The sequence below is a fragment of the Okeanomitos corallinicola TIOX110 genome, from assembly GCF_038050375.1.
Taxonomy (GTDB): Bacteria; Cyanobacteriota; Cyanobacteriia; order Cyanobacteriales; family Nostocaceae; genus Okeanomitos; species Okeanomitos corallinicola.
Genome location: NZ_CP150886.1, coordinates 1,838,962 through 1,856,244, shown reverse-complemented (window position 1 = coordinate 1,856,244; position 17,283 = coordinate 1,838,962). Strand labels below are relative to the sequence as shown.

Below are 17,283 nucleotides of genomic sequence, written 5' to 3'. Positions count from 1 at the left end.
CAGCTTACTCGGTAATGATACTGTTTTTTGGCGGTACTATATAGATAATTCCAGAGGTTATGGTCAAAATTACGGAAATCCAAAAGGATATTATTGAGGGAAGTTGCCAAGCTGGTGGTAAAGGTGCTATGAGTAAGGCGATCGCAATTATCTGACTGACTGTTTTCAGTTTCCCCCAAATATTTGCACCACTAATGGTAGTTTGATTAACACGCCATCCGGCGATCGCTAATTCCCGTGCTAAAATTATAAACACTCCCCAAGCTGGTATTTTTCCCAATTCAACTAATACTAATAACGGTGCAAGTACCAATAGTTTATCTACTAATGGATCAAGGAATTTCCCTAAATCAGTAATTTGATTTAATTTCCTAGCTAAATAACCATCTAACCAATCAGTTAATGCTGCTATTAAAAATATAGTTAAACATATCCATTGGGCTTGGATTGTGGGAATATATAAACCATACAATAAAAATGGTATTCCTAAAAGTCGAGAAAATGTAATCGTATTTGGTAAATTCATAAACTTTAAATTGGCGAAGTTTCTATAATTTCAGTCCATCAAATAATTGTCCCAAAGTCAAATGTAAATCACTAACTAAATCTGGAACAGGTAAGATAGTGGTTAATTTATTCCTTAACTCGTACGTAAGTCCTAAGAATACAAGAAATCTTGAACTTAGAAATAACAAAAAATAGATATTCCCACATCCGCGTTTATCTGCGTCCATCTGCGTTCAACCAAAAATCATTGTCAAAATAGACGTTTAGCGTCCTAGCATGGGATGATCTGTATTTTGATATTATCCACAGCAAACCATGACTAATACAGATTTTCGCATTGAACGGGACTCAATGGGCGATCGCCAAATCCCCAATAACGTATATTACGGTATTCAAACCCAACGCGCGATCGAAAACTTCCCCATCAGTGGTTTAAAACCCCTACCTACCTACATCAACGCAGGTTTATACATCAAAAAAGCTACCGCTATCGTTAACGGTGAACTCAATTGTATTCCCGCAGACATTAGTAAAGCTATCATTCAAGCAACTGATGAAATTTTAGCAGGTAAACTCCGTGATCAGTTCGTAGTTGATGTTTACCAAGCCGGTGCAGGAACATCCCACCACATGAACATTAACGAAGTCCTCACTAACCGCGCTTTAGAACTTCTTGGAGATGAAAAGGGCAACTACAAGCGGGTTAGTCCCAACGATCATGTCAACTACGGACAGTCTACCAACGATGTCATCCCTACCGCTATCCGCATCGGTGGTTTATTAGCACTTTCCCAAACCCTACAACCTGCTTTAGACAATGCAATTTCTACCCTAGAAGCCAAAGCAGTGGAATTTCAAGATATTGTTAAATCTGGAAGAACTCACTTACAAGATGCCGTACCTGTGCGTTTAGGTGAAAACTTCCAGGCTTGGGCGCAAATCCTCACAGAACACCAAAATAGATTATACATTGCCGCCGGGGATTTAATGGTACTCGGTTTAGGTGGTAGCGCCGCCGGTACAGGAATGAACACCCATCCCCAATATCGTCAACGGGTGATAGAAGTGCTTTCCCAACTTTTAGAAATACCCTTAGAACCAGCACCCCATTTAATGGCCGCCATGCAAAGTATGGGTGCGTTTGTGAATGTTTCCGGGGCAGTAAGAAATTTAGCACAGGATCTAGTTAAAATCTCTCATGACCTGCGGTTAATGGATTCAGGCCCCAAAACCGGATTTAAGGAAATTCAACTACCTCCAGTCCAACCAGGTTCTTCGATTATGCCGGGAAAATATAACCCAGTCATGGCAGAGATGACATCAATGGTATGTTTTCAGGTGATGGGATATGATAATGCGATCGTCTTAGCGGCACAAGCAGGACAGTTAGAATTAAATGTGATGATGCCTCTCATCGCTTACAATTTAATTCACAGCATTGAAATTTTAGGTAATACAATTTCTGCCTTAACTAACAGTTGTATTCAAGGAATTACTGCCAACAAAGAAAGATGTTTAGATTATGCAGAAGGTAGTTTAGCATTAGTTACCGCCTTAAATACTCACATTGGTTATCTTAACGCTGCTGCTGTAGCTAAGGAATCTTTAGAAACTGGAAAGTCTCTCCGGCAAATTGTTTTAGAAAAGGGTTTAATGACTGAGGAGGAATTAGCTAATGTTTTAGATTTGGAACAAATGAGTTCTATTGTTCCTCTCTAATTTTGTGGGGGTTTAGCATTGCTAAACCCTGGAAATAATTAACTATTTTGAATTAAATAAGAAACGAACCACAGAGGCACAGAGAACACAGAGATGATATAATGATAATGCTCGTCTGAGGTGGGAGTTATGAAAACTATTCATGATTTAAAACAACTCTATGAAGTAGATGATTCTCAATGGTTGGAAGAAACTATTAAATTATTGAAAAATCAGCAGTTTAGAAATTTGGATTTAGAGAATTTAATTGAGGAGTTGGAAGATTTTGGTAGAAGAGATAAAAGTGCTGTAGCGAGTCTTTTAGAACAGGTTATCCGGCATTTATTACTACTTAAATATTGGACTATTGAACAAGAAAGTAATGCAGTTCACTGGCAAGGAGAGATTTATACTTTCAGAACACAATTAAATCGCAGACTTAATACAAACCTACGTAATTATTTAGAATCTGAATTAGATTCAATTTATAAAGATGCGTTAGGATTTGTGAAAATTAAAACTCAAAATTCCGTTGTTTTTCCTTCAGTATCTCCTTACTTTCTTCAGCAATTACTCGATATTCAATGGTGGCCAATCTAAATCCCCAAATTATTTAAAAATTCGGGGATCTCAAATCTTTATATCTCCTCTGGATTCACCCCCATTTCTCTTAATTTCTCTGCTAATCTTGCTGCTTTTGCTTCTGCCAACTGTCTCTTTTCTTCCAACTCCACATATTTAAGAAATTTCTCCCCATCTGGACGATATATTTGTAATTCTCCATCTACTATTTCAAATCTGATTCCTAAAAGTGGGCTAATAAAACCTGTTATTTCTTCAATTTGTTTTAATTCTGATTCAGAACGAATATAACCAAAAAATTCTCCTGTATCTGGATCATAAATATAATATTCTCCTACTCCATAGGTTTCGTAGAACTTAAATTTTTTCAGCATTTCTGGAAATCTATTTCCCGGAGAGAGAATTTCAAACACTACTTGAGGAACAATATTATTTTCTTTCCATTGTTGATAAGAACCTCTATCACCTTTAGGTCTACCAAACACTACCATGATATCTGGTGCTTGACGAATTTTGTTATTTCCTTCTACCGGATACCAAAGCAAATCACCTGCAACAAATATCTCTGAGTTATCTTTAAATAAAGCGTCTATTCCTCCTTGAATTGTCACAATCCAACGAAATTGTTTAGTATTATCTGCCATTAGTTCGCCATCGCTATCTGGATAAATAATCTCTGTTTTTTCTGGTGATGAAATTGATGTTGTCATTGTTTTTCACCTCTTGTTGAAGACAATGGGAAGATTTTTATGGACTTGTTTACCTTGATTTTATCTAAATATCGTTTATATTGTTAGATAATAAGACAATTATTTATTAATTATGCAGACACAACAACCATCCGTTAGTTTAATTCAGGCTAAATCTTACGAACAACAGGCTTTAAGAGAATCCTTAACAACGCTGTTAGAGCCTTTAGGTGGCATAGCAGCTTTTGTAAAACCCGGAAACCGTGTTCTTCTTAAACCTAATTTACTCACCAGTTCTCGTCCTACTAAAGAGTGTACTACCCGTCCTGAATTAGTCCGTGCTGTGGCAGAAATGGTGATAGAAGTTGGTGGTAAACCATTTTTAGGAGATAGTCCCGCTTTTGGTAGTGCAAAAGGTGTCGCTATAGCTAATGGTTTATTACCTATTTTAGAGGAGTTGAATATTCCTATTGTCGAATTTCATGGAAAACGTTATCAAACCGTAAATGATAATTTTAATCATCTGTTACTATCAAAAGAAACGATGGAAGCAGATGTAATTATCAATCTGCCTAAAGTTAAATCTCATATGCAATTAACTGTAACTTTAGGGGTAAAAAATCTGTTTGGTTGTGTGCCTGGAAAAATGAAGGCCTGGTGGCATATGGAAGCAGGTAAAGATGCTAATCGTTTTGGGGAAATGTTAGTAGAAACGGCTAGGGCAATTAACCCAAATCTAACCATTTTAGATGGTATTATTGGTCACGAAGGTAATGGTCCAAGTGGCGGTGAACCTCGTGATTTAGGAGTTTTAGCAGCATCAGATAATGTATTTGCTTTAGATCGGACAATGTTGGCAGTTCTCAAAATTAATCCTTTACAAGTTCCCACCATTACCGCTTCTCAAAGGTTGGGAATTTGTCCAGAACTAAGTGAAATTGAATTTCCCCATTTATCCCCTGATTTATTACAAATTGATGATTGGCGTTTACCAGATAAGTTAATACCTATTGATTTTGCTATGCCTCGTGTAATTAGATCCACATTCAAGCATCTTTATATTCGCTTCATCAAAGAACCTATCACTGCTTACAGCAAAGGTTAAAAGCTGAGAGATATCCTCAAAACCCCCAAATTTAAGGAACTCCAAAAAAATAAAGGATCAAATTCCTACATCTAGTCCAGACCATCAGGTTATTCTCCCCCCACTAACTCAATGATTAATTAGTTGTTTACCAATACCTTGTCCATTTTTTGGGTTTCATGCTGATTGCTCTGCGTTCACCCAGTGTCCCGCAGGGATAAGTTAACGTTCCCCAACCCAACCTAAGAATCAATAGTTTTTCCAATTTGGACAAGGTATTGTTATTTGGAAGTTCCTCATCTGTGGGGTAAGTCCTGTTACAATGCCACGATTTTTTAGGAGTAGTTTTCCGGAATCCTTGTATGCTTTACTGTATATACATTTGAGTAATTATCAACACAAAGTGTATAAAATGTGAGTCTAGCAAATTTTCTGGTTGATCAAACCTAATTAAAAAAAGCTCAATTAACCTCACAGCACCCTTGTTAATGTGTTATGATTAGGAGGTATCAAAACTTTCCGACGAAGTTATTAAACTCAAAATTAAAAGCACAAGGTGATTATGTGATTATGATCACAAAACTAGGCAACTCTGATTGAGGTCAACAGCCTTTGAGAAGGATATTATTTACCTAAGAAAAGATTCAGGTTTTTGATATTTTATCTGTAGCAAACCAGTCATGTATAAAAACACAATGTGCCAGTTTCCAAACCGGATAACAATTTTAGCAACACAAGATTTTAATTGAGAAAAATAGCTAGAATAGGATCAATACTCTCTTTGAGAGCGTGGAACTACAAGTGATAGGAACAAAAAAAATTTTTGTATGAATTCAAATAGCCAGTCTGCCAAACCTCCCGACACATACTCCCAACGATTGGCAGATATACTGGGAACAACAATCGCACTAGCAACCCTTATTGTACCCTTATTTATCATTTCTCACTTTTCTTCCCCTGATGTACAGCATCATCAGGAGTTCCTTACCTATTACTTAGCCAGAGGTAGAAAATAAGTGTTAATACCTCAAAACTTTAAATATGCCATAGCAATCATATATTAGTCATCATTAACCATTGTGGCCTAGCCACACACCAAGATCTCCGGTTTTAATTATTAATCGGGGATCTGTGCTTTTTAAAGAAAGACTTTGGGAACAGATGCACAATTGCCTTAAAATCTTACACGGGGAACTAAACTCGGTTCTGCCTAAATTCATTAAAATGTTATCTTAGCCAAGGAGTGTAGCTATGGATTTATCTCTTATTCCTGCCCAACCTAAACCGGGTGTGATTAATGTATTGATTGAAATTCCAGGCGGAAGTAAAAATAAATACGAATTTGATAAGGAATTAAACGCTTTTGCCCTAGACCGGGTACTTTATTCCTCTGTAAAATACCCCTATGATTATGGGTTTATACCCAATACCTTAGCTGATGATGGCGATCCCCTGGATGGGATGGTTCTAATGGATGAACCAACCTTCCCTGGCTGTATCATTCCTGCTAGACCTATTGGTTTCTTGGAAATGATAGATGGTGGCGATCGCGATGAAAAAATTCTTTGTGTTCCCGACAAAGATCCACGTTATGCCAATGTAAAATCCTTAGAAGATATAGCCAGTCACCGTTTAGATGAAATCGCTGAATTTTTCCGTTCTTACAAAAACTTGGAAAAGAAAGTGACAAAAATTCTCGGTTGGCAAAATGTAGATCAGGTTTTACCATTGGTAGAAAAGTTTGTTGCTGCTGCTCAGAAATAATCATGGGTAATGGGGACTGATGACTGGGGACTGGGGACTGGGTAAGAAAATTGTAGGTTTGAGGTTGCAGATGAGAGTTTATTTCAGTAAGAACCATCCAAAATCCAAAATCTAAAATTGAATTACCAGTTACCACTTACCAGTTACGGATGTTACCATCTATAATAAATATCCATAGAATAAATAGACTTCAACTACCCTTGGTTGTTGCAGAACAACCTCAAACGAAATAACGAAATGCAACGCACTCTCCTTTTGGCTAAAATTCACAACTGTACCCTCACAGGGGCAAACATTAACTATGTGGGTAGTATCAGCATTGATCAAGTTCTTCTAGATCAAGCTGGTATCTTACCTTACGAGCAAGTACAAGTAGTGAATAATGCTAATGGCCAGCGTTTTATTACTTATGCAATCCCAGCCCCAGCCAACTCAGGGATGATTGAATTAAATGGGGCGGCAGCACGTCTAGGCATTATTGGCGATCGCCTGATTATAATGACTTATGGGCAGTTTACACTAGAGGAATTAAACAAATTCTCTCCCACAGTCGTCATTGTGGATGAAAAAAACCGGATGCAGGAAGTACGAAACTACGATGATTTGCTCAGTAAGCTCTAATTTCAAGGAAAATGTCAAATTTTGAGCGTTCTGATTCCCAAAGCTACGTTAATAATCCATTAAATTCCTCTTTCCATCACCTGAGAGGGGATTTCTGGGTTAAGTTCTGGGGTGTACGTGGTTTAACACCTACCCCAAACAGCCATACTTGCCGTTATGGTAGTAATACTGCTTGTGTAGAAATATATGTAGCAGGGCAACGCTTTATCTTTGATGGAGGTACGGGCTTACGTGTATTGGGTAAAACATGGCAAGAACAAGAAAAACCGATAGAAGCCCATTTATTTTTTACTAACTCCCAATCAAATCGCATCCAAGGATTTCCATTTTTTGCCCCAGCATTTGTCACCGACAATTGTTTTCATGTGTACGGTACAGCCGCATCGAATGGGGCATCTATTAAACAATCTTTGTGCAATCAAATGTTGCAACCCCACTTTCCTTATCCTCTCCAGGTAATGCAGTCAGAGTTACTTTTTCATAACCTGACACCGGGCAATACATTAGAAATAGGTGAAGTGAAAATTACAACAGCAGTAATTAATAAAAATCAAAGATCAATTGGCTACCGGATGACTTGGGGTGATTATAGCGTTGCCTACATCACAGATTTACACAAAAGTCTGGATATGCAAGATCAGAATCAGATTTTACCACTTATCCAAGATGTTGATTTATTAATCGCCAATGCAACTTATACTCCACCAACTGGTAAAAATCATGAATATGCTGAATTATTATGGAAAACTCCAGTAAGTTTAGCGCAGATGGCTAATGTGAAAAGATTGGTAATATCTCAACATCACCCCGATGATGATGACGACTTTCTTGACAATATTCAAAATGAAGTTAAGTCAAATTTTCCTAATGTTTTAATAGCTTGTGAAGGAATGGTATTACACATAGGAAATGAAGAATAGGTTATTGCTGACAGTGATAAAAAGTAGTAAATAAGTAACGGCGATCAGGTTGTGCGATCGCTAAAAATTTTAAATAGTAGCCTAAGTGAAATTTTAGGCTGTAATTATCTAAGTAAATTTATTTACCTAGTTCAGTAGATTTGAAGACAAATTTTAAAATTACTCAATTCGTAGGAATCTTTGTTCTAAGCTGATTTCACAAGTACAGAACCACTTTCAATTTTAGCTAAATAGGTTTTTAGAGGTTTTTGTGCTGGACCCCCGTTAACTTTTCCTTCAGTAGTAAATATCGCATCATGACAAGGACAAACAAACCTATCTTTATCTGTTTTCCATTCCACAGTACAACCTTTGTGAGTACAGGTAGGGTTAACCGCAGTTAAGTTTTCTGCTTCTTTAGATGTACCAACTACCAACACAGCACCGATAGGGGAATTTTCTACTAACAATTGTCCTGTTTTATCTAGTTCTGCTACAGTACCAACTTTCTGCCAGTCTTCAGCAGTAGTTTTTGTAGCAGCAGTTTCTGAGGGGGAAGATGCAGTTGTACTAGAGTCGTTAGTGCAAGCTGCTATTGCTACAGGTAAGGAACTTGCTAATAACCCTAAACCGACCCAGTTGAAAAATTCACGTCTTTTCATAGATGCTGTTATTTTTGGTTTGATTTTTAACTATCACTTATTATTACTGATAAATTTCATATTGTCTTGAATTTAATCAAGATATAGAATCAATACACTTTATAAATAAGGACTTACAGCCTTAACTTGTCACCAATGCACTCCCCTAATCTGCTCACACCAGACAACCACCCTAAAATCCAGAAACCCCACATCCATCATCTATCATAGACATACCGCCGCAAAAACTAACTAAGGGATAGGGAAGGTGTTATGAACATAAAAAAAACCATTTTTTCCAAAAAAGCTTTAAAAATCGCCATTTTATTATCTCCCTTGCTGATATCCACAGGTTTTATTAGTGGAAAACTGGAACTATCCGCTCATGCTCAGGTATTATCAAATCAAGAAAGAGAAGAATTAAACCGACTACGACAGGAAAATATAACTCAAAAGCAAGTACATTCAGACTTTGAGCGTGCTTTTTCTCGCACGAATACCCTACTTAATATCTGGTTAACTATTTTAAGTTTATTTCCAGTGGTTTTGATTACAACATTATGGTTATTGAGGAAAGCTATAATTCGGGAAGTTGTTGAGCGTGCAATGCAGCAAGTACAAGGAATAGAAAAGCTGCAAACTAAATTAACTACTGTTAACCAAGAAGCAGAAAATTTGATTACAACATCTCAAAATCTCACCCAGGAATTAACTCAGGAAGTGAACAGACTTCAACAAACAATTCAAGGTGAAGAAGAAAATTTATCTATCCTTTTATCTGATTTACCCAAATCAAAACAAGAATTTTTAACAGCTTTAGAACGAGAAGTTGAATCTGCTCAAGAAAACATCAGCAATTTAGAATTTAAATTAAATACTCAATTAGAACAAGTCACATTATCTGCTCAACAACAGAAAATTACCATTGAAAATATCAAAAAATTAGAACTTGAGTTATTTTCATTGTTTAATAAATTAAGGTCAGAAGTTGAAAATCAGAAAGAATCTGCTGTGAATGACATTGAAGCATCCCGTTCTCAATTGTTATCTCGACTGCATGGTTGGGAGGTAGAAACGCTACAGCAACAAGAACAAACTTTTGAAAGTATATCACAGTCACGCTCAGAATTTACTGATCAGTTATTTCAATTTCAGTCAGACGCTCAACATCAAAAAGATATATTTATTTCTAACTTAGAACAATTAAATAATTTATTTCAATCACAACTTGCTGATTTACAAGCTAATGCTCAAAGTCAAAAAAATAGTTTATTCGATGCTTTGGGTAAATTACAGTTAGAATTTTCTCATCAACTCCAAGAATTACAAAATACTTCGGAATTATTTCAACAACAAATTATTGATAATTTAGAAACATCCAGTCATGAATTTACTGGTCAATTTTCAGATATTCAAACTAATGTACAAAAAAATATTCAACAACAGCAAGTTCTCATTACAGAGAATTTACACAAGTTAGCATTAGAGTCTATTAATCAAATCAAAGAATTACAAAATACTGCGGAATTACGTCAACAACAAATTATTGATAATTTAGAAAGCTCTAGTCATGAATTTACTGGTCAGTTTTCAGATATTCAAACTAATGTACAAAAGCGAAAATTAAGTGTTTTAGAAAACTTAGAAAGTTTAAAATCCGAATTTATCAAACAACTGACAGAATTACAAAACAATGCGGAATTACGTCAACAACAAATTATTGATAGTTTAAAAAACTCTAGTGATGAATTTACTGGTCAGTTTTCAGATATTCAAACTGATGTACAAAAGAGAAAATTAAGTGTTTTAGAAAACTTAGAAAAATTAGAAAACCTAGAATCAGAATTTGTAGAACAATTTGCAGAATTAAAACTAGATGCTCAAAAACGCAAAGATGCTATTTTACAAGAATTAGCAGAAAACCCTCCTCAAGTTATCCCAGAACAGGAAAAAGTAACAGAAAAAGTAGCACAACCACCAGAACCTGATGTTTCTACAGATGACTATCTTAAAGAAGCAGAAATACTATTTTCAGAAAAACGCTACGAGGATGCGTTAGCTATGTATGCACAAGTTGTTGATATTCAACCTGATAATGCAGAAGTTTGGCTGAAACGTGGTTTAATTTTGAATAAGTTAAAACGCTTTAAAGACGCAATTATGTCTTATAATAGAGCTATTAAAATTAACCCAGAATACCATCAAGCATGGTGTGATATTGGTGTTGCTTGTGGTAATTTAGGCAAACATAGAGAAGCATTTAATTGTTTTGATAAAGCTACGCAAATTAAACCAGATGATGGAGTAGCTTGGTTAAATCGTGGTTTGTCTTTAATAGAAATTGAACGTTACGAAGATGCAATTATTTCCTTTGATAAAGCTTTAGAAGTTCAACCTAACTCCCCCAAAGCATGGGATAAACGTGGTTATACTTTAGTGAGATTAGGAAAAGATGACGAAGCAATTATTGATTTCAATAAAGCATTAGAAATTAAGCCAGATTATGCTAGTGCTTATTATAATAAAGCGGCTTGTTATGCACTACAGAGAGAAGTTGAACTAGCTGTAGAGAATTTGCAAAAAGCAATTGAGCTTAAACCAAGTTATAAAGAAGATGCTGCGACAGATATAGATTTTGATGAAATTAATACGGAAGAAAGCTTTCAACAATTAACTAGAAGTTAGTTGTTATTAATAAAAAATACCCCCTATAGTTTCTATGTTCACGAGAAACTACAAGGGGTAATTTGAAGTCATTAATGCCTCTTTTGAAGAGAGGAATATTTACTAGAGAAATTAGTGTATGGGTAAGCTGCAATTGGATAAAAAAACTTGTTTACAACACCCTAGCTTCCAGTGATGGAAATCTTATTAATATCTCACTATATGAAGATATTACATATTTCTATTATAGTAAATCTATCTAAAGATATAAAAAAATATGCCTCAAGAAAGGTTGACTAATATCTATAATTGTGGTTCGGCTTGATTATTTATGATTTTTATTTGACTAGGATAAAAAATATAGGAAATTACTGATATTGATAGAATAACATATGTGGGAATATATGGGAAATTACAGATTCTATCTGTAAGTTGTCTATAATCACTAAACAAAAACAAGATAAAATACGTTTTTATCTTTGCATCATTTCATAAAGATATAAGTTTCAGTCTATTACACTTTTCTATAAATCCATCTGCTTTATCTATTGCTTTGATATCATTCATATGCGTGGGGGTTGGTCTAATAATACCACTGAATAAATCATCTAAACCATAGGGTGCGAAGAATTGTAATTCTCCTTTCTTATTTATAGATACACCTACAGCAGTTGCAGTGTGCAACCAATCTTTAATACCATCTTCTGTACTATGATATATTGTTGTACCTGCACGCCAGCGACCAAAACTAGCTTGATTTTTGACATCAAATTCATGGTCAGAAAATTGTGTAGTTAGAGTTGATTTTGCTCTCTGTTCTTGTTCACGGTGGCCTTGTAAATCAAAAAAGGCAATATCAAAGTCTTTAATAAATAACTGGCATTCTTCACCAAATAGGTTACACCAAACAGTATTTCGTACTGCTCCCCCTGCTAACCACCAGTTAGGTAAGTTTAGTTGAGAAATATGTGGTAAAACAGTCCCGATAATTGAATTAGAGAGAATAGTTTGTAAATGGGTTTGATGATTCATGGTGGTAAAAATGAACAATAGACTAACGCTTAAATCTAGAGAACAACATACTAAATCTATCAATCCATTGTTGACGTTCAGATTTATTCAAAATTAACAACCAAGCTACAACAAGATAAATAGACGCAGTTAAGCTCATTTCCGCAGCTAACCCTAACCACCCCCAAGGAGTGTGATTTTTAGCAATCAACCAAATTACTAAACCGTAAGGAATACCAACTGCTAGAGGTTTGGCAACTGCTATAAACAGTTGTTTTAAAGATGTACCAAAACCTTCCCGCATTAATAAAGGTAACTGCCACAAACTAACTGTTGTAAATGCAATAAAAGTACCTAATAGTGGTCCAATAATGCCGAAAACTTGAGTACAGATAATACTGGTCACGAAATTAATGGCAGCGGAAAGTGTAGCAGTACGAACTAATTCAGGTTGCTTCCCCGTACCACTAAAACACCATGACCAAAGGGATAAAAGTCCTAGTAATAAACCATTACAGGTAGCAAGTAGGGTAATTCCATCACCACCAAAACGGTCTTCTCCGACCCATAATTTAATAAAGTGATGGTTATAGGCCGCAATACTCACCATAAACGTTACACCCATTACTGTTACTAACCTGGTTAATTCAATCAACCGAGCATTAAATTTTTCCATTTCTCCTTTAGCATGGAGGTCAGCTAAAGCTGCCCAGGTAGCATTACCAATACCTTGTATTTGTGTTTGTGCGATTGATGCTAAACGTTGAGTAACAAAAAATGGTACAACTGTTGCCGGATTAAGAATATAAGAGATGATAATGTTATCTGTAAATAAGCCAAATTGACCTGAAAGTCTGAGGGCAAATGTTGACCAGTTGAGTTGCCAAAGTTTTTTTTCTATAGGTTTTTGGGCTTTTAAATCTTTAATTGCCAATACAACATCAGGATAGCGATGCAACCCATCCCAGGACATCAAGAGTTGAAAAGCAATATTGCCAGCAAGTACAGCTATATACTGACCTGTAATACCAAATCCCCTGGATGCCAGTAATAATGCCAACCCAGTAATTAACAGGCTTTGAAACATGATAAAAACGTTGGCAAAATAACCACGTTGACTGGCATCTGCTAATAGTCTAAAGGGATTTAATGGTAGTAGGAAAATTGCCAGAAATCCTAACCAGTAGCCTGTTTGTAGTTCACTGACTAAAACTCCTTTTACAGGTACAAGTTGGGTGATGAATATACCTAATCCTAAACCTGCCAGTATCATGACTATCATGATTTTCAAGTAGGTTGTGATTCCTGTGGCTAGGGTAAGGCGGATTTGTTGACGTTCTCCAATACCTACAGCTTTTGCTAGTAGTGCCATTAATGAGCCACTAATACCTAATTCTAGGAGATTGAGATAATTACCCCAATCAGTGGCCGCGCGAAAGGCGCCAAAGCGTTCATCACCTAGCCAACCGAGTAAAAGAGGTGTACTAAATATACCTATGCCCAGTGTCATCACTTGTAGCATCAGTCCTGTGGCGAAGTTGACTACTGAGCGTCCGGTTCGTTGCATTGTATTGGTATTAAATTGATTAAATATTAGGAAGAATAACAGAAAAAATGAGTAGCGAAATGTTTACATTAACGATTGCTCAAGTTTAGATTTATCAGTCCAATTTACTCCTTGTTTAATTACTTTGGCTGGCACTCCTCCTATCAAAGAATGAGGTGGACAAGATTTGGTTACAACTGCACCGGCGGCTACAACTGAACCTTCACCAATTGTCACGCCTTTTAAAATAGTTACATTACAACCAACCCAGACATTATCTTCAATCACTATTGGGGCTGAATAAGGAGGTAAACCAAATCCATGGCCATCATCATCAATAATTGTGACTCCAAAGGATATAGCACAGTTTTTGCCAATAGTAATTGAGTTTTGAGCAGCTATTCTACTGCTGTCAGTAATATAAGAATTACTTCCTATACTCAGATATGCAGAATTTCCAACACCCAATTTTACACCCCTGCCTATAGTACATTCATTTAAAGTTAATATGGCATTAGAGCCAGCGACAATTACTGTTGTATCATTTATTGGTGTTGATTTTCCTAATAACGGAATGCCAACATAACAAACTTTTTTACCTGCATTAATAATAGTATTTGAACATAGACTAAGTTGAATCCTACCCCGACAGGCAAATATACCAGATTTTCTGGCACAACTGTTGAGTTGCAATTGGGAAAGCCAGTTAACATTTAAGGCTTTACGAATCAAACGATATACCATATCAATATTTAATTTATTGAATAATTTTTGATTTATAGGCGACGATAACTATATTATCTGCGTAGTCTAGACCTAAAATTCGAGTAATTATATATTTATTGATTAATTCTAACCCACGCTGAATCAGGTTGGTATTTTCTCGTTCAAAAGCTACTCTGTATCCTTCTACTTTTAAACCCATAGAAGTTAGGTAAGTCCATAAATCAGGTAAGTTATAACAATGCAAATGGGTCATATCTGAAATTAAGGGACTTCTCACACACCGAGCATTAGGAGTTTGTAAAATTAACACACCATTTGGTGATAAAAGATTGACCATTTTATGAATCAAAGCTAAACCTTCTGGTAGTTGTAAATGTTCAATGACATCTAGACATAAAATAGCATCATATTGATGATCAATGACATCTAAGTTTTGATAATTATATGAAAATTCTTCACCTATATCTTGTGTGTGGTATTGTCCTGAATAACCTGCTTTTTGAAACTTCTCCATGATTTTGAGATCACCAGCACCTACATCAAGCAGAGTATCTCGATCTTTGAATTTACTAAAAATTACTTTTTCAACTTCGCACAGTTCCGACGTAGACCACCATCTCAATACAGGAAATTTTGGGACTCCTGATTTTAATAGATCTTTTCTTTGCCAGTAATTCAAGTAAACTAGGTTGGTTTCCATAAAAATGAATATCAATATTTGTATTTATATTAATTGCTGGTAAACATTAATAGTTGTTTGAGCAGTTAATTGCCAATTGAATTTACAACTCCGTTGTTTAGATTTATTTACTAAATCATTGTAATAAGATTGATCATTAAATAAGCGACGTAAACAATTAGTTAATTCGTTAGTTTCATCAAGTGAAAAAGTTTCACCCCCATCACCTAAAACCTCTGGTAAACAACTACTTCTAGCTGCTAAAACTGGACACCCTACCCCCATAGCTTCACATAATTGTAAACCAAAACCTTCATATTCACTAGGGTAAACAAAACAAAGAGCTTCACCATATAGTGCTGGTAAGTCTTCGTCATCTACCCAACCTAATAACCTTAAACGATTTGCAATACCTAATGATTCTGCCAATTTTAAAAGTGGTTCACGTTGTTCATCTTTGCCACCAGCTAAGACTAATTCTATACCATCTAAGTTAGCCTCTGCAAAAGCTTTAATCAAAAATGGGATATTTTTACGTTTTTCCCAACCTCCAATGTAAAAAATATAAGGAACTTGTAGTTGATATTTATTTCTGACTTGGACTCGTTTTTCTGAAGTTATTTCGTTATGAAATTTGTCATCGGCAGCTTCATAAATAACTGTTATTTTATCTTCTGGAATTTGTAGATGTTTGACAATATCTTGTTTTGAATATTGGCTAACAGTAATAATATGATCTGCTCTATGTCTAGCCACCCAATGATAAAATTTGTTTTGCAGATTAGCGAGACTTAACTGTTGATTCCAAGGTATATTTTGAGAGTAATAAATTTGGTCTATGGCATCATGTAAAGTTAACACACGCGGACAAGGACTAGACCAAGGTAAACCAAAATTCATGGGACAATGGAGGATGTCTATTTGATCTTCTTTACACTGTTTTGGTAGCCAATATTGCTCCCATAAAATATAACGCATGGGGGGAGAGATACGGACTTGGTAACAGTCTTTTGGTAGTTTTGATAGATGACTTTCATGTAATGGACTATCAGAGTAGAGAAAAAGCTCTATGTCTAATGAGGACAATTCTATTAAAAGATTAATTGTATAGCGATTCCATCCTCTGAGAGTTGGAGAGTTTAAGAGTCTAGCGTTGAAGGCAATTTTCATGATTATAAAAATATCACATATATATCAGGTGATAAGATTTTCTTGTGTACTATCCTCAATCATTAATAAATTTTTTAACCCTCGATATACATCAGAATGAGGAGTCCAGCCAATCAATTTTTTTAATTTACTCACATCAGCTTGTAAATGACTCCTTTCTACTGAGCGAATTTTAGCAGGATCTATTTTTACTTCTATAGGTTTACCAAGAATTTTACCCATTATTTCAATTAATTCTTCCATGGAATGGGCTACGCCAGATGCAATATTAACAGTTGTTATTCCTATAGGTGCTTTTTGTATAGATTCAATTACTGCACTAGCAGCTTCTTCTACTGGCACCATATCTCGAAGCGGCCAAAGATTACCTAAAAATAGAGGTTTATTTGGTTGCTGACGTATCTGCTGGATAATCTCAGGAATTATGTGAGGGTTCGTTTCCCGAACACCATAAAGATTAAACAACCGACCTATAACAAATTTAGCTGAAGGTTGATGTTTAGATTCTAATTTAAGTAACTGTTCACCCATCAGTTTAGTTAAACCATAGATGTTAAATGGTTCGATAATGCTATCTTCTTGATGAGGCAATTCAGATGGTTTATAAACATCACCTGTGCTGGCAAACCAAAAGTTTTTTACTCCTGCAACACGAGCCGCAGTTAAAACACATTGAGTACCGTGGACATTTAAGCTAACTGTTAGAGTGGGGTCGGCCACTGCTGCTGGAATAAAATGTATGGCTGCTAAATGTACTACTATACTAGGCTGATGATTTTGAAATAGGACTGTTAGCTCATTTACATCTCTAATGTCCATTTCATAAAATATAAAATTGGGATTGTCTAAAAAAGGCTTGATAAACTCTTTGCTACCTGAAAAAAAGTTATCAATACCAATGACTGATTCACCACAATTTAGTAATTTTTCAACTACATGAGAACCCAGAAAACCTGCGGCACCTGTGACTACCCATGATTGAGAATAATTCATGTTCATTGA

General features: G+C 35.7%; 17 protein-coding genes. 8 read left to right on the top strand and 9 right to left on the bottom strand.

Features of this window, described 5'->3' with window-relative positions:
* Positions 1-4: 4 nt before the first annotated feature.
* The gene (gene pgsA, locus WJM97_RS08070; RefSeq protein WP_353932528.1) at positions 5-526 is read right to left on the bottom strand and encodes a CDP-diacylglycerol--glycerol-3-phosphate 3-phosphatidyltransferase; all 522 of its coding nucleotides are present in this window, start codon (positions 524-526) and stop codon (positions 5-7) included.
* Between the two features lie 296 nt (positions 527-822).
* Between pgsA and WJM97_RS08065 the strand changes: the two genes are divergently transcribed.
* Positions 823-2,226: an aspartate ammonia-lyase gene (locus tag WJM97_RS08065; RefSeq protein WP_353932527.1), complete on the top strand. Its 1,404-nt coding sequence runs from the start codon at positions 823-825 to the stop codon at positions 2,224-2,226.
* Between the two features lie 129 nt (positions 2,227-2,355).
* On the top strand, positions 2,356-2,805 hold the full coding sequence (locus WJM97_RS08060) for a DUF29 domain-containing protein (RefSeq protein WP_353932526.1): 450 nt from the start codon (positions 2,356-2,358) through the stop codon (positions 2,803-2,805).
* Between the two features lie 38 nt (positions 2,806-2,843).
* On the opposite strand, the gene WJM97_RS08055 is transcribed toward WJM97_RS08060, so the two are convergent.
* Complete coding sequence (locus WJM97_RS08055) at positions 2,844-3,497, bottom strand: Uma2 family endonuclease (RefSeq protein ID WP_353932525.1); 654 nt, start codon at positions 3,495-3,497, stop codon at positions 2,844-2,846.
* A gap of 112 nt (positions 3,498-3,609) precedes the next feature.
* Here WJM97_RS08055 and WJM97_RS08050 point away from each other — a divergent pair, with 112 nt between their 5' ends.
* The 5 genes from WJM97_RS08050 to WJM97_RS08030 all read left to right on the top strand — a co-directional run bounded on the left by WJM97_RS08050 (position 3,610) and on the right by WJM97_RS08030 (position 7,865).
* The gene (locus tag WJM97_RS08050) at positions 3,610-4,581 is read left to right on the top strand and encodes a DUF362 domain-containing protein (RefSeq protein WP_353932524.1); all 972 of its coding nucleotides are present in this window, start codon (positions 3,610-3,612) and stop codon (positions 4,579-4,581) included.
* Between the two features lie 806 nt (positions 4,582-5,387).
* Positions 5,388-5,576, top strand: coding sequence for a hypothetical protein (locus WJM97_RS08045; RefSeq protein WP_353932523.1), 189 nt, complete (start codon positions 5,388-5,390; stop codon positions 5,574-5,576).
* 235 nt (positions 5,577-5,811) lie between these two features.
* Positions 5,812-6,324, top strand: coding sequence for an inorganic diphosphatase (locus WJM97_RS08040; RefSeq protein ID WP_353932522.1), 513 nt, complete (start codon positions 5,812-5,814; stop codon positions 6,322-6,324).
* Between the two features lie 237 nt (positions 6,325-6,561).
* Positions 6,562-6,945, top strand: coding sequence for an aspartate 1-decarboxylase (gene panD, locus WJM97_RS08035; protein ID WP_353932521.1), 384 nt, complete (start codon positions 6,562-6,564; stop codon positions 6,943-6,945).
* Positions 6,946-6,956: 11 nt separating this feature from the next.
* Positions 6,957-7,865, top strand: coding sequence for an MBL fold metallo-hydrolase (locus tag WJM97_RS08030; RefSeq protein WP_353932520.1), 909 nt, complete (start codon positions 6,957-6,959; stop codon positions 7,863-7,865).
* A 185-nt stretch (positions 7,866-8,050) separates the two neighbouring features.
* Here WJM97_RS08030 and WJM97_RS08025 read toward each other — a convergent pair whose 3' ends face one another.
* The gene (locus WJM97_RS08025) at positions 8,051-8,506 is read right to left on the bottom strand and encodes a ubiquinol-cytochrome c reductase iron-sulfur subunit (protein WP_353932519.1); all 456 of its coding nucleotides are present in this window, start codon (positions 8,504-8,506) and stop codon (positions 8,051-8,053) included.
* Positions 8,507-8,758: 252 nt separating this feature from the next.
* Here WJM97_RS08025 and WJM97_RS08020 point away from each other — a divergent pair, with 252 nt between their 5' ends.
* Positions 8,759-11,170: a tetratricopeptide repeat protein gene (locus WJM97_RS08020; protein ID WP_353932518.1), complete on the top strand. Its 2,412-nt coding sequence runs from the start codon at positions 8,759-8,761 to the stop codon at positions 11,168-11,170.
* Between the two features lie 468 nt (positions 11,171-11,638).
* Here the strand turns inward: WJM97_RS08020 and WJM97_RS08015 are convergent, their stop codons facing one another.
* From WJM97_RS08015 to WJM97_RS07990, 6 genes are all read right to left on the bottom strand, one after another.
* On the bottom strand, positions 11,639-12,181 hold the full coding sequence (locus WJM97_RS08015; RefSeq protein WP_353932517.1) for a nucleotidyltransferase family protein: 543 nt from the start codon (positions 12,179-12,181) through the stop codon (positions 11,639-11,641).
* 22 nt (positions 12,182-12,203) lie between these two features.
* Entirely contained in the window at positions 12,204-13,727 is a 1,524-nt protein-coding gene (locus tag WJM97_RS08010) for a polysaccharide biosynthesis C-terminal domain-containing protein (RefSeq protein WP_353932516.1), read from the bottom strand.
* A 63-nt stretch (positions 13,728-13,790) separates the two neighbouring features.
* Positions 13,791-14,450, bottom strand: a complete 660-nt coding sequence (locus tag WJM97_RS08005) for an acyltransferase (protein ID WP_353932515.1) — start codon at positions 14,448-14,450, stop codon at positions 13,791-13,793.
* Positions 14,451-14,463: 13 nt separating this feature from the next.
* The gene (locus WJM97_RS08000; protein WP_353932514.1) at positions 14,464-15,132 is read right to left on the bottom strand and encodes a methyltransferase domain-containing protein; all 669 of its coding nucleotides are present in this window, start codon (positions 15,130-15,132) and stop codon (positions 14,464-14,466) included.
* A 24-nt stretch (positions 15,133-15,156) separates the two neighbouring features.
* Positions 15,157-16,281, bottom strand: a complete 1,125-nt coding sequence (locus tag WJM97_RS07995; protein WP_353932513.1) for a glycosyltransferase family 1 protein — start codon at positions 16,279-16,281, stop codon at positions 15,157-15,159.
* A gap of 24 nt (positions 16,282-16,305) precedes the next feature.
* Positions 16,306-17,280 carry a GDP-mannose 4,6-dehydratase gene (locus tag WJM97_RS07990; protein ID WP_353932512.1) on the bottom strand — a complete coding sequence of 325 codons (975 nt, stop codon included), beginning with the start codon at positions 17,278-17,280 and terminating at the stop codon, positions 16,306-16,308.
* Positions 17,281-17,283 lie beyond the last annotated feature (3 nt).

Bases quoted from the DNA above. Each gene is read 5' to 3' on its own strand.
- WJM97_RS08020 (WP_353932518.1), top strand. From the start codon at position 8,759: ATGAACATAAAAAAAACCATTTTTTCCAAAAAAGCTTTAAAAATCGCC.
- WJM97_RS08065 (WP_353932527.1), top strand. From the start codon at position 823: ATGACTAATACAGATTTTCGCATTGAACGGGACTCAATGGGCGATCGC.
- WJM97_RS08040 (WP_353932522.1), top strand. From the start codon at position 5,812: ATGGATTTATCTCTTATTCCTGCCCAACCTAAACCGGGTGTGATTAAT.
- WJM97_RS08060 (WP_353932526.1), top strand. From the start codon at position 2,356: ATGAAAACTATTCATGATTTAAAACAACTCTATGAAGTAGATGATTCT.
- WJM97_RS08055 (WP_353932525.1), bottom strand. From the start codon at position 3,497: ATGACAACATCAATTTCATCACCAGAAAAAACAGAGATTATTTATCCA.
- panD (WP_353932521.1), top strand. From the start codon at position 6,562: ATGCAACGCACTCTCCTTTTGGCTAAAATTCACAACTGTACCCTCACA.
- WJM97_RS08000 (WP_353932514.1), bottom strand. From the start codon at position 15,132: ATGGAAACCAACCTAGTTTACTTGAATTACTGGCAAAGAAAAGATCTA.
- WJM97_RS08045 (WP_353932523.1), top strand. From the start codon at position 5,388: ATGAATTCAAATAGCCAGTCTGCCAAACCTCCCGACACATACTCCCAA.
- WJM97_RS08030 (WP_353932520.1), top strand. From the start codon at position 6,957: ATGTCAAATTTTGAGCGTTCTGATTCCCAAAGCTACGTTAATAATCCA.
- WJM97_RS08050 (WP_353932524.1), top strand. From the start codon at position 3,610: ATGCAGACACAACAACCATCCGTTAGTTTAATTCAGGCTAAATCTTAC.
- WJM97_RS08010 (WP_353932516.1), bottom strand. From the start codon at position 13,727: ATGCAACGAACCGGACGCTCAGTAGTCAACTTCGCCACAGGACTGATG.
- WJM97_RS08015 (WP_353932517.1), bottom strand. From the start codon at position 12,181: ATGAATCATCAAACCCATTTACAAACTATTCTCTCTAATTCAATTATC.
- WJM97_RS08005 (WP_353932515.1), bottom strand. From the start codon at position 14,450: ATGGTATATCGTTTGATTCGTAAAGCCTTAAATGTTAACTGGCTTTCC.
- WJM97_RS08025 (WP_353932519.1), bottom strand. From the start codon at position 8,506: ATGAAAAGACGTGAATTTTTCAACTGGGTCGGTTTAGGGTTATTAGCA.
- pgsA (WP_353932528.1), bottom strand. From the start codon at position 526: ATGAATTTACCAAATACGATTACATTTTCTCGACTTTTAGGAATACCA.
- WJM97_RS07995 (WP_353932513.1), bottom strand. From the start codon at position 16,281: ATGAAAATTGCCTTCAACGCTAGACTCTTAAACTCTCCAACTCTCAGA.
- WJM97_RS07990 (WP_353932512.1), bottom strand. From the start codon at position 17,280: ATGAACATGAATTATTCTCAATCATGGGTAGTCACAGGTGCCGCAGGT.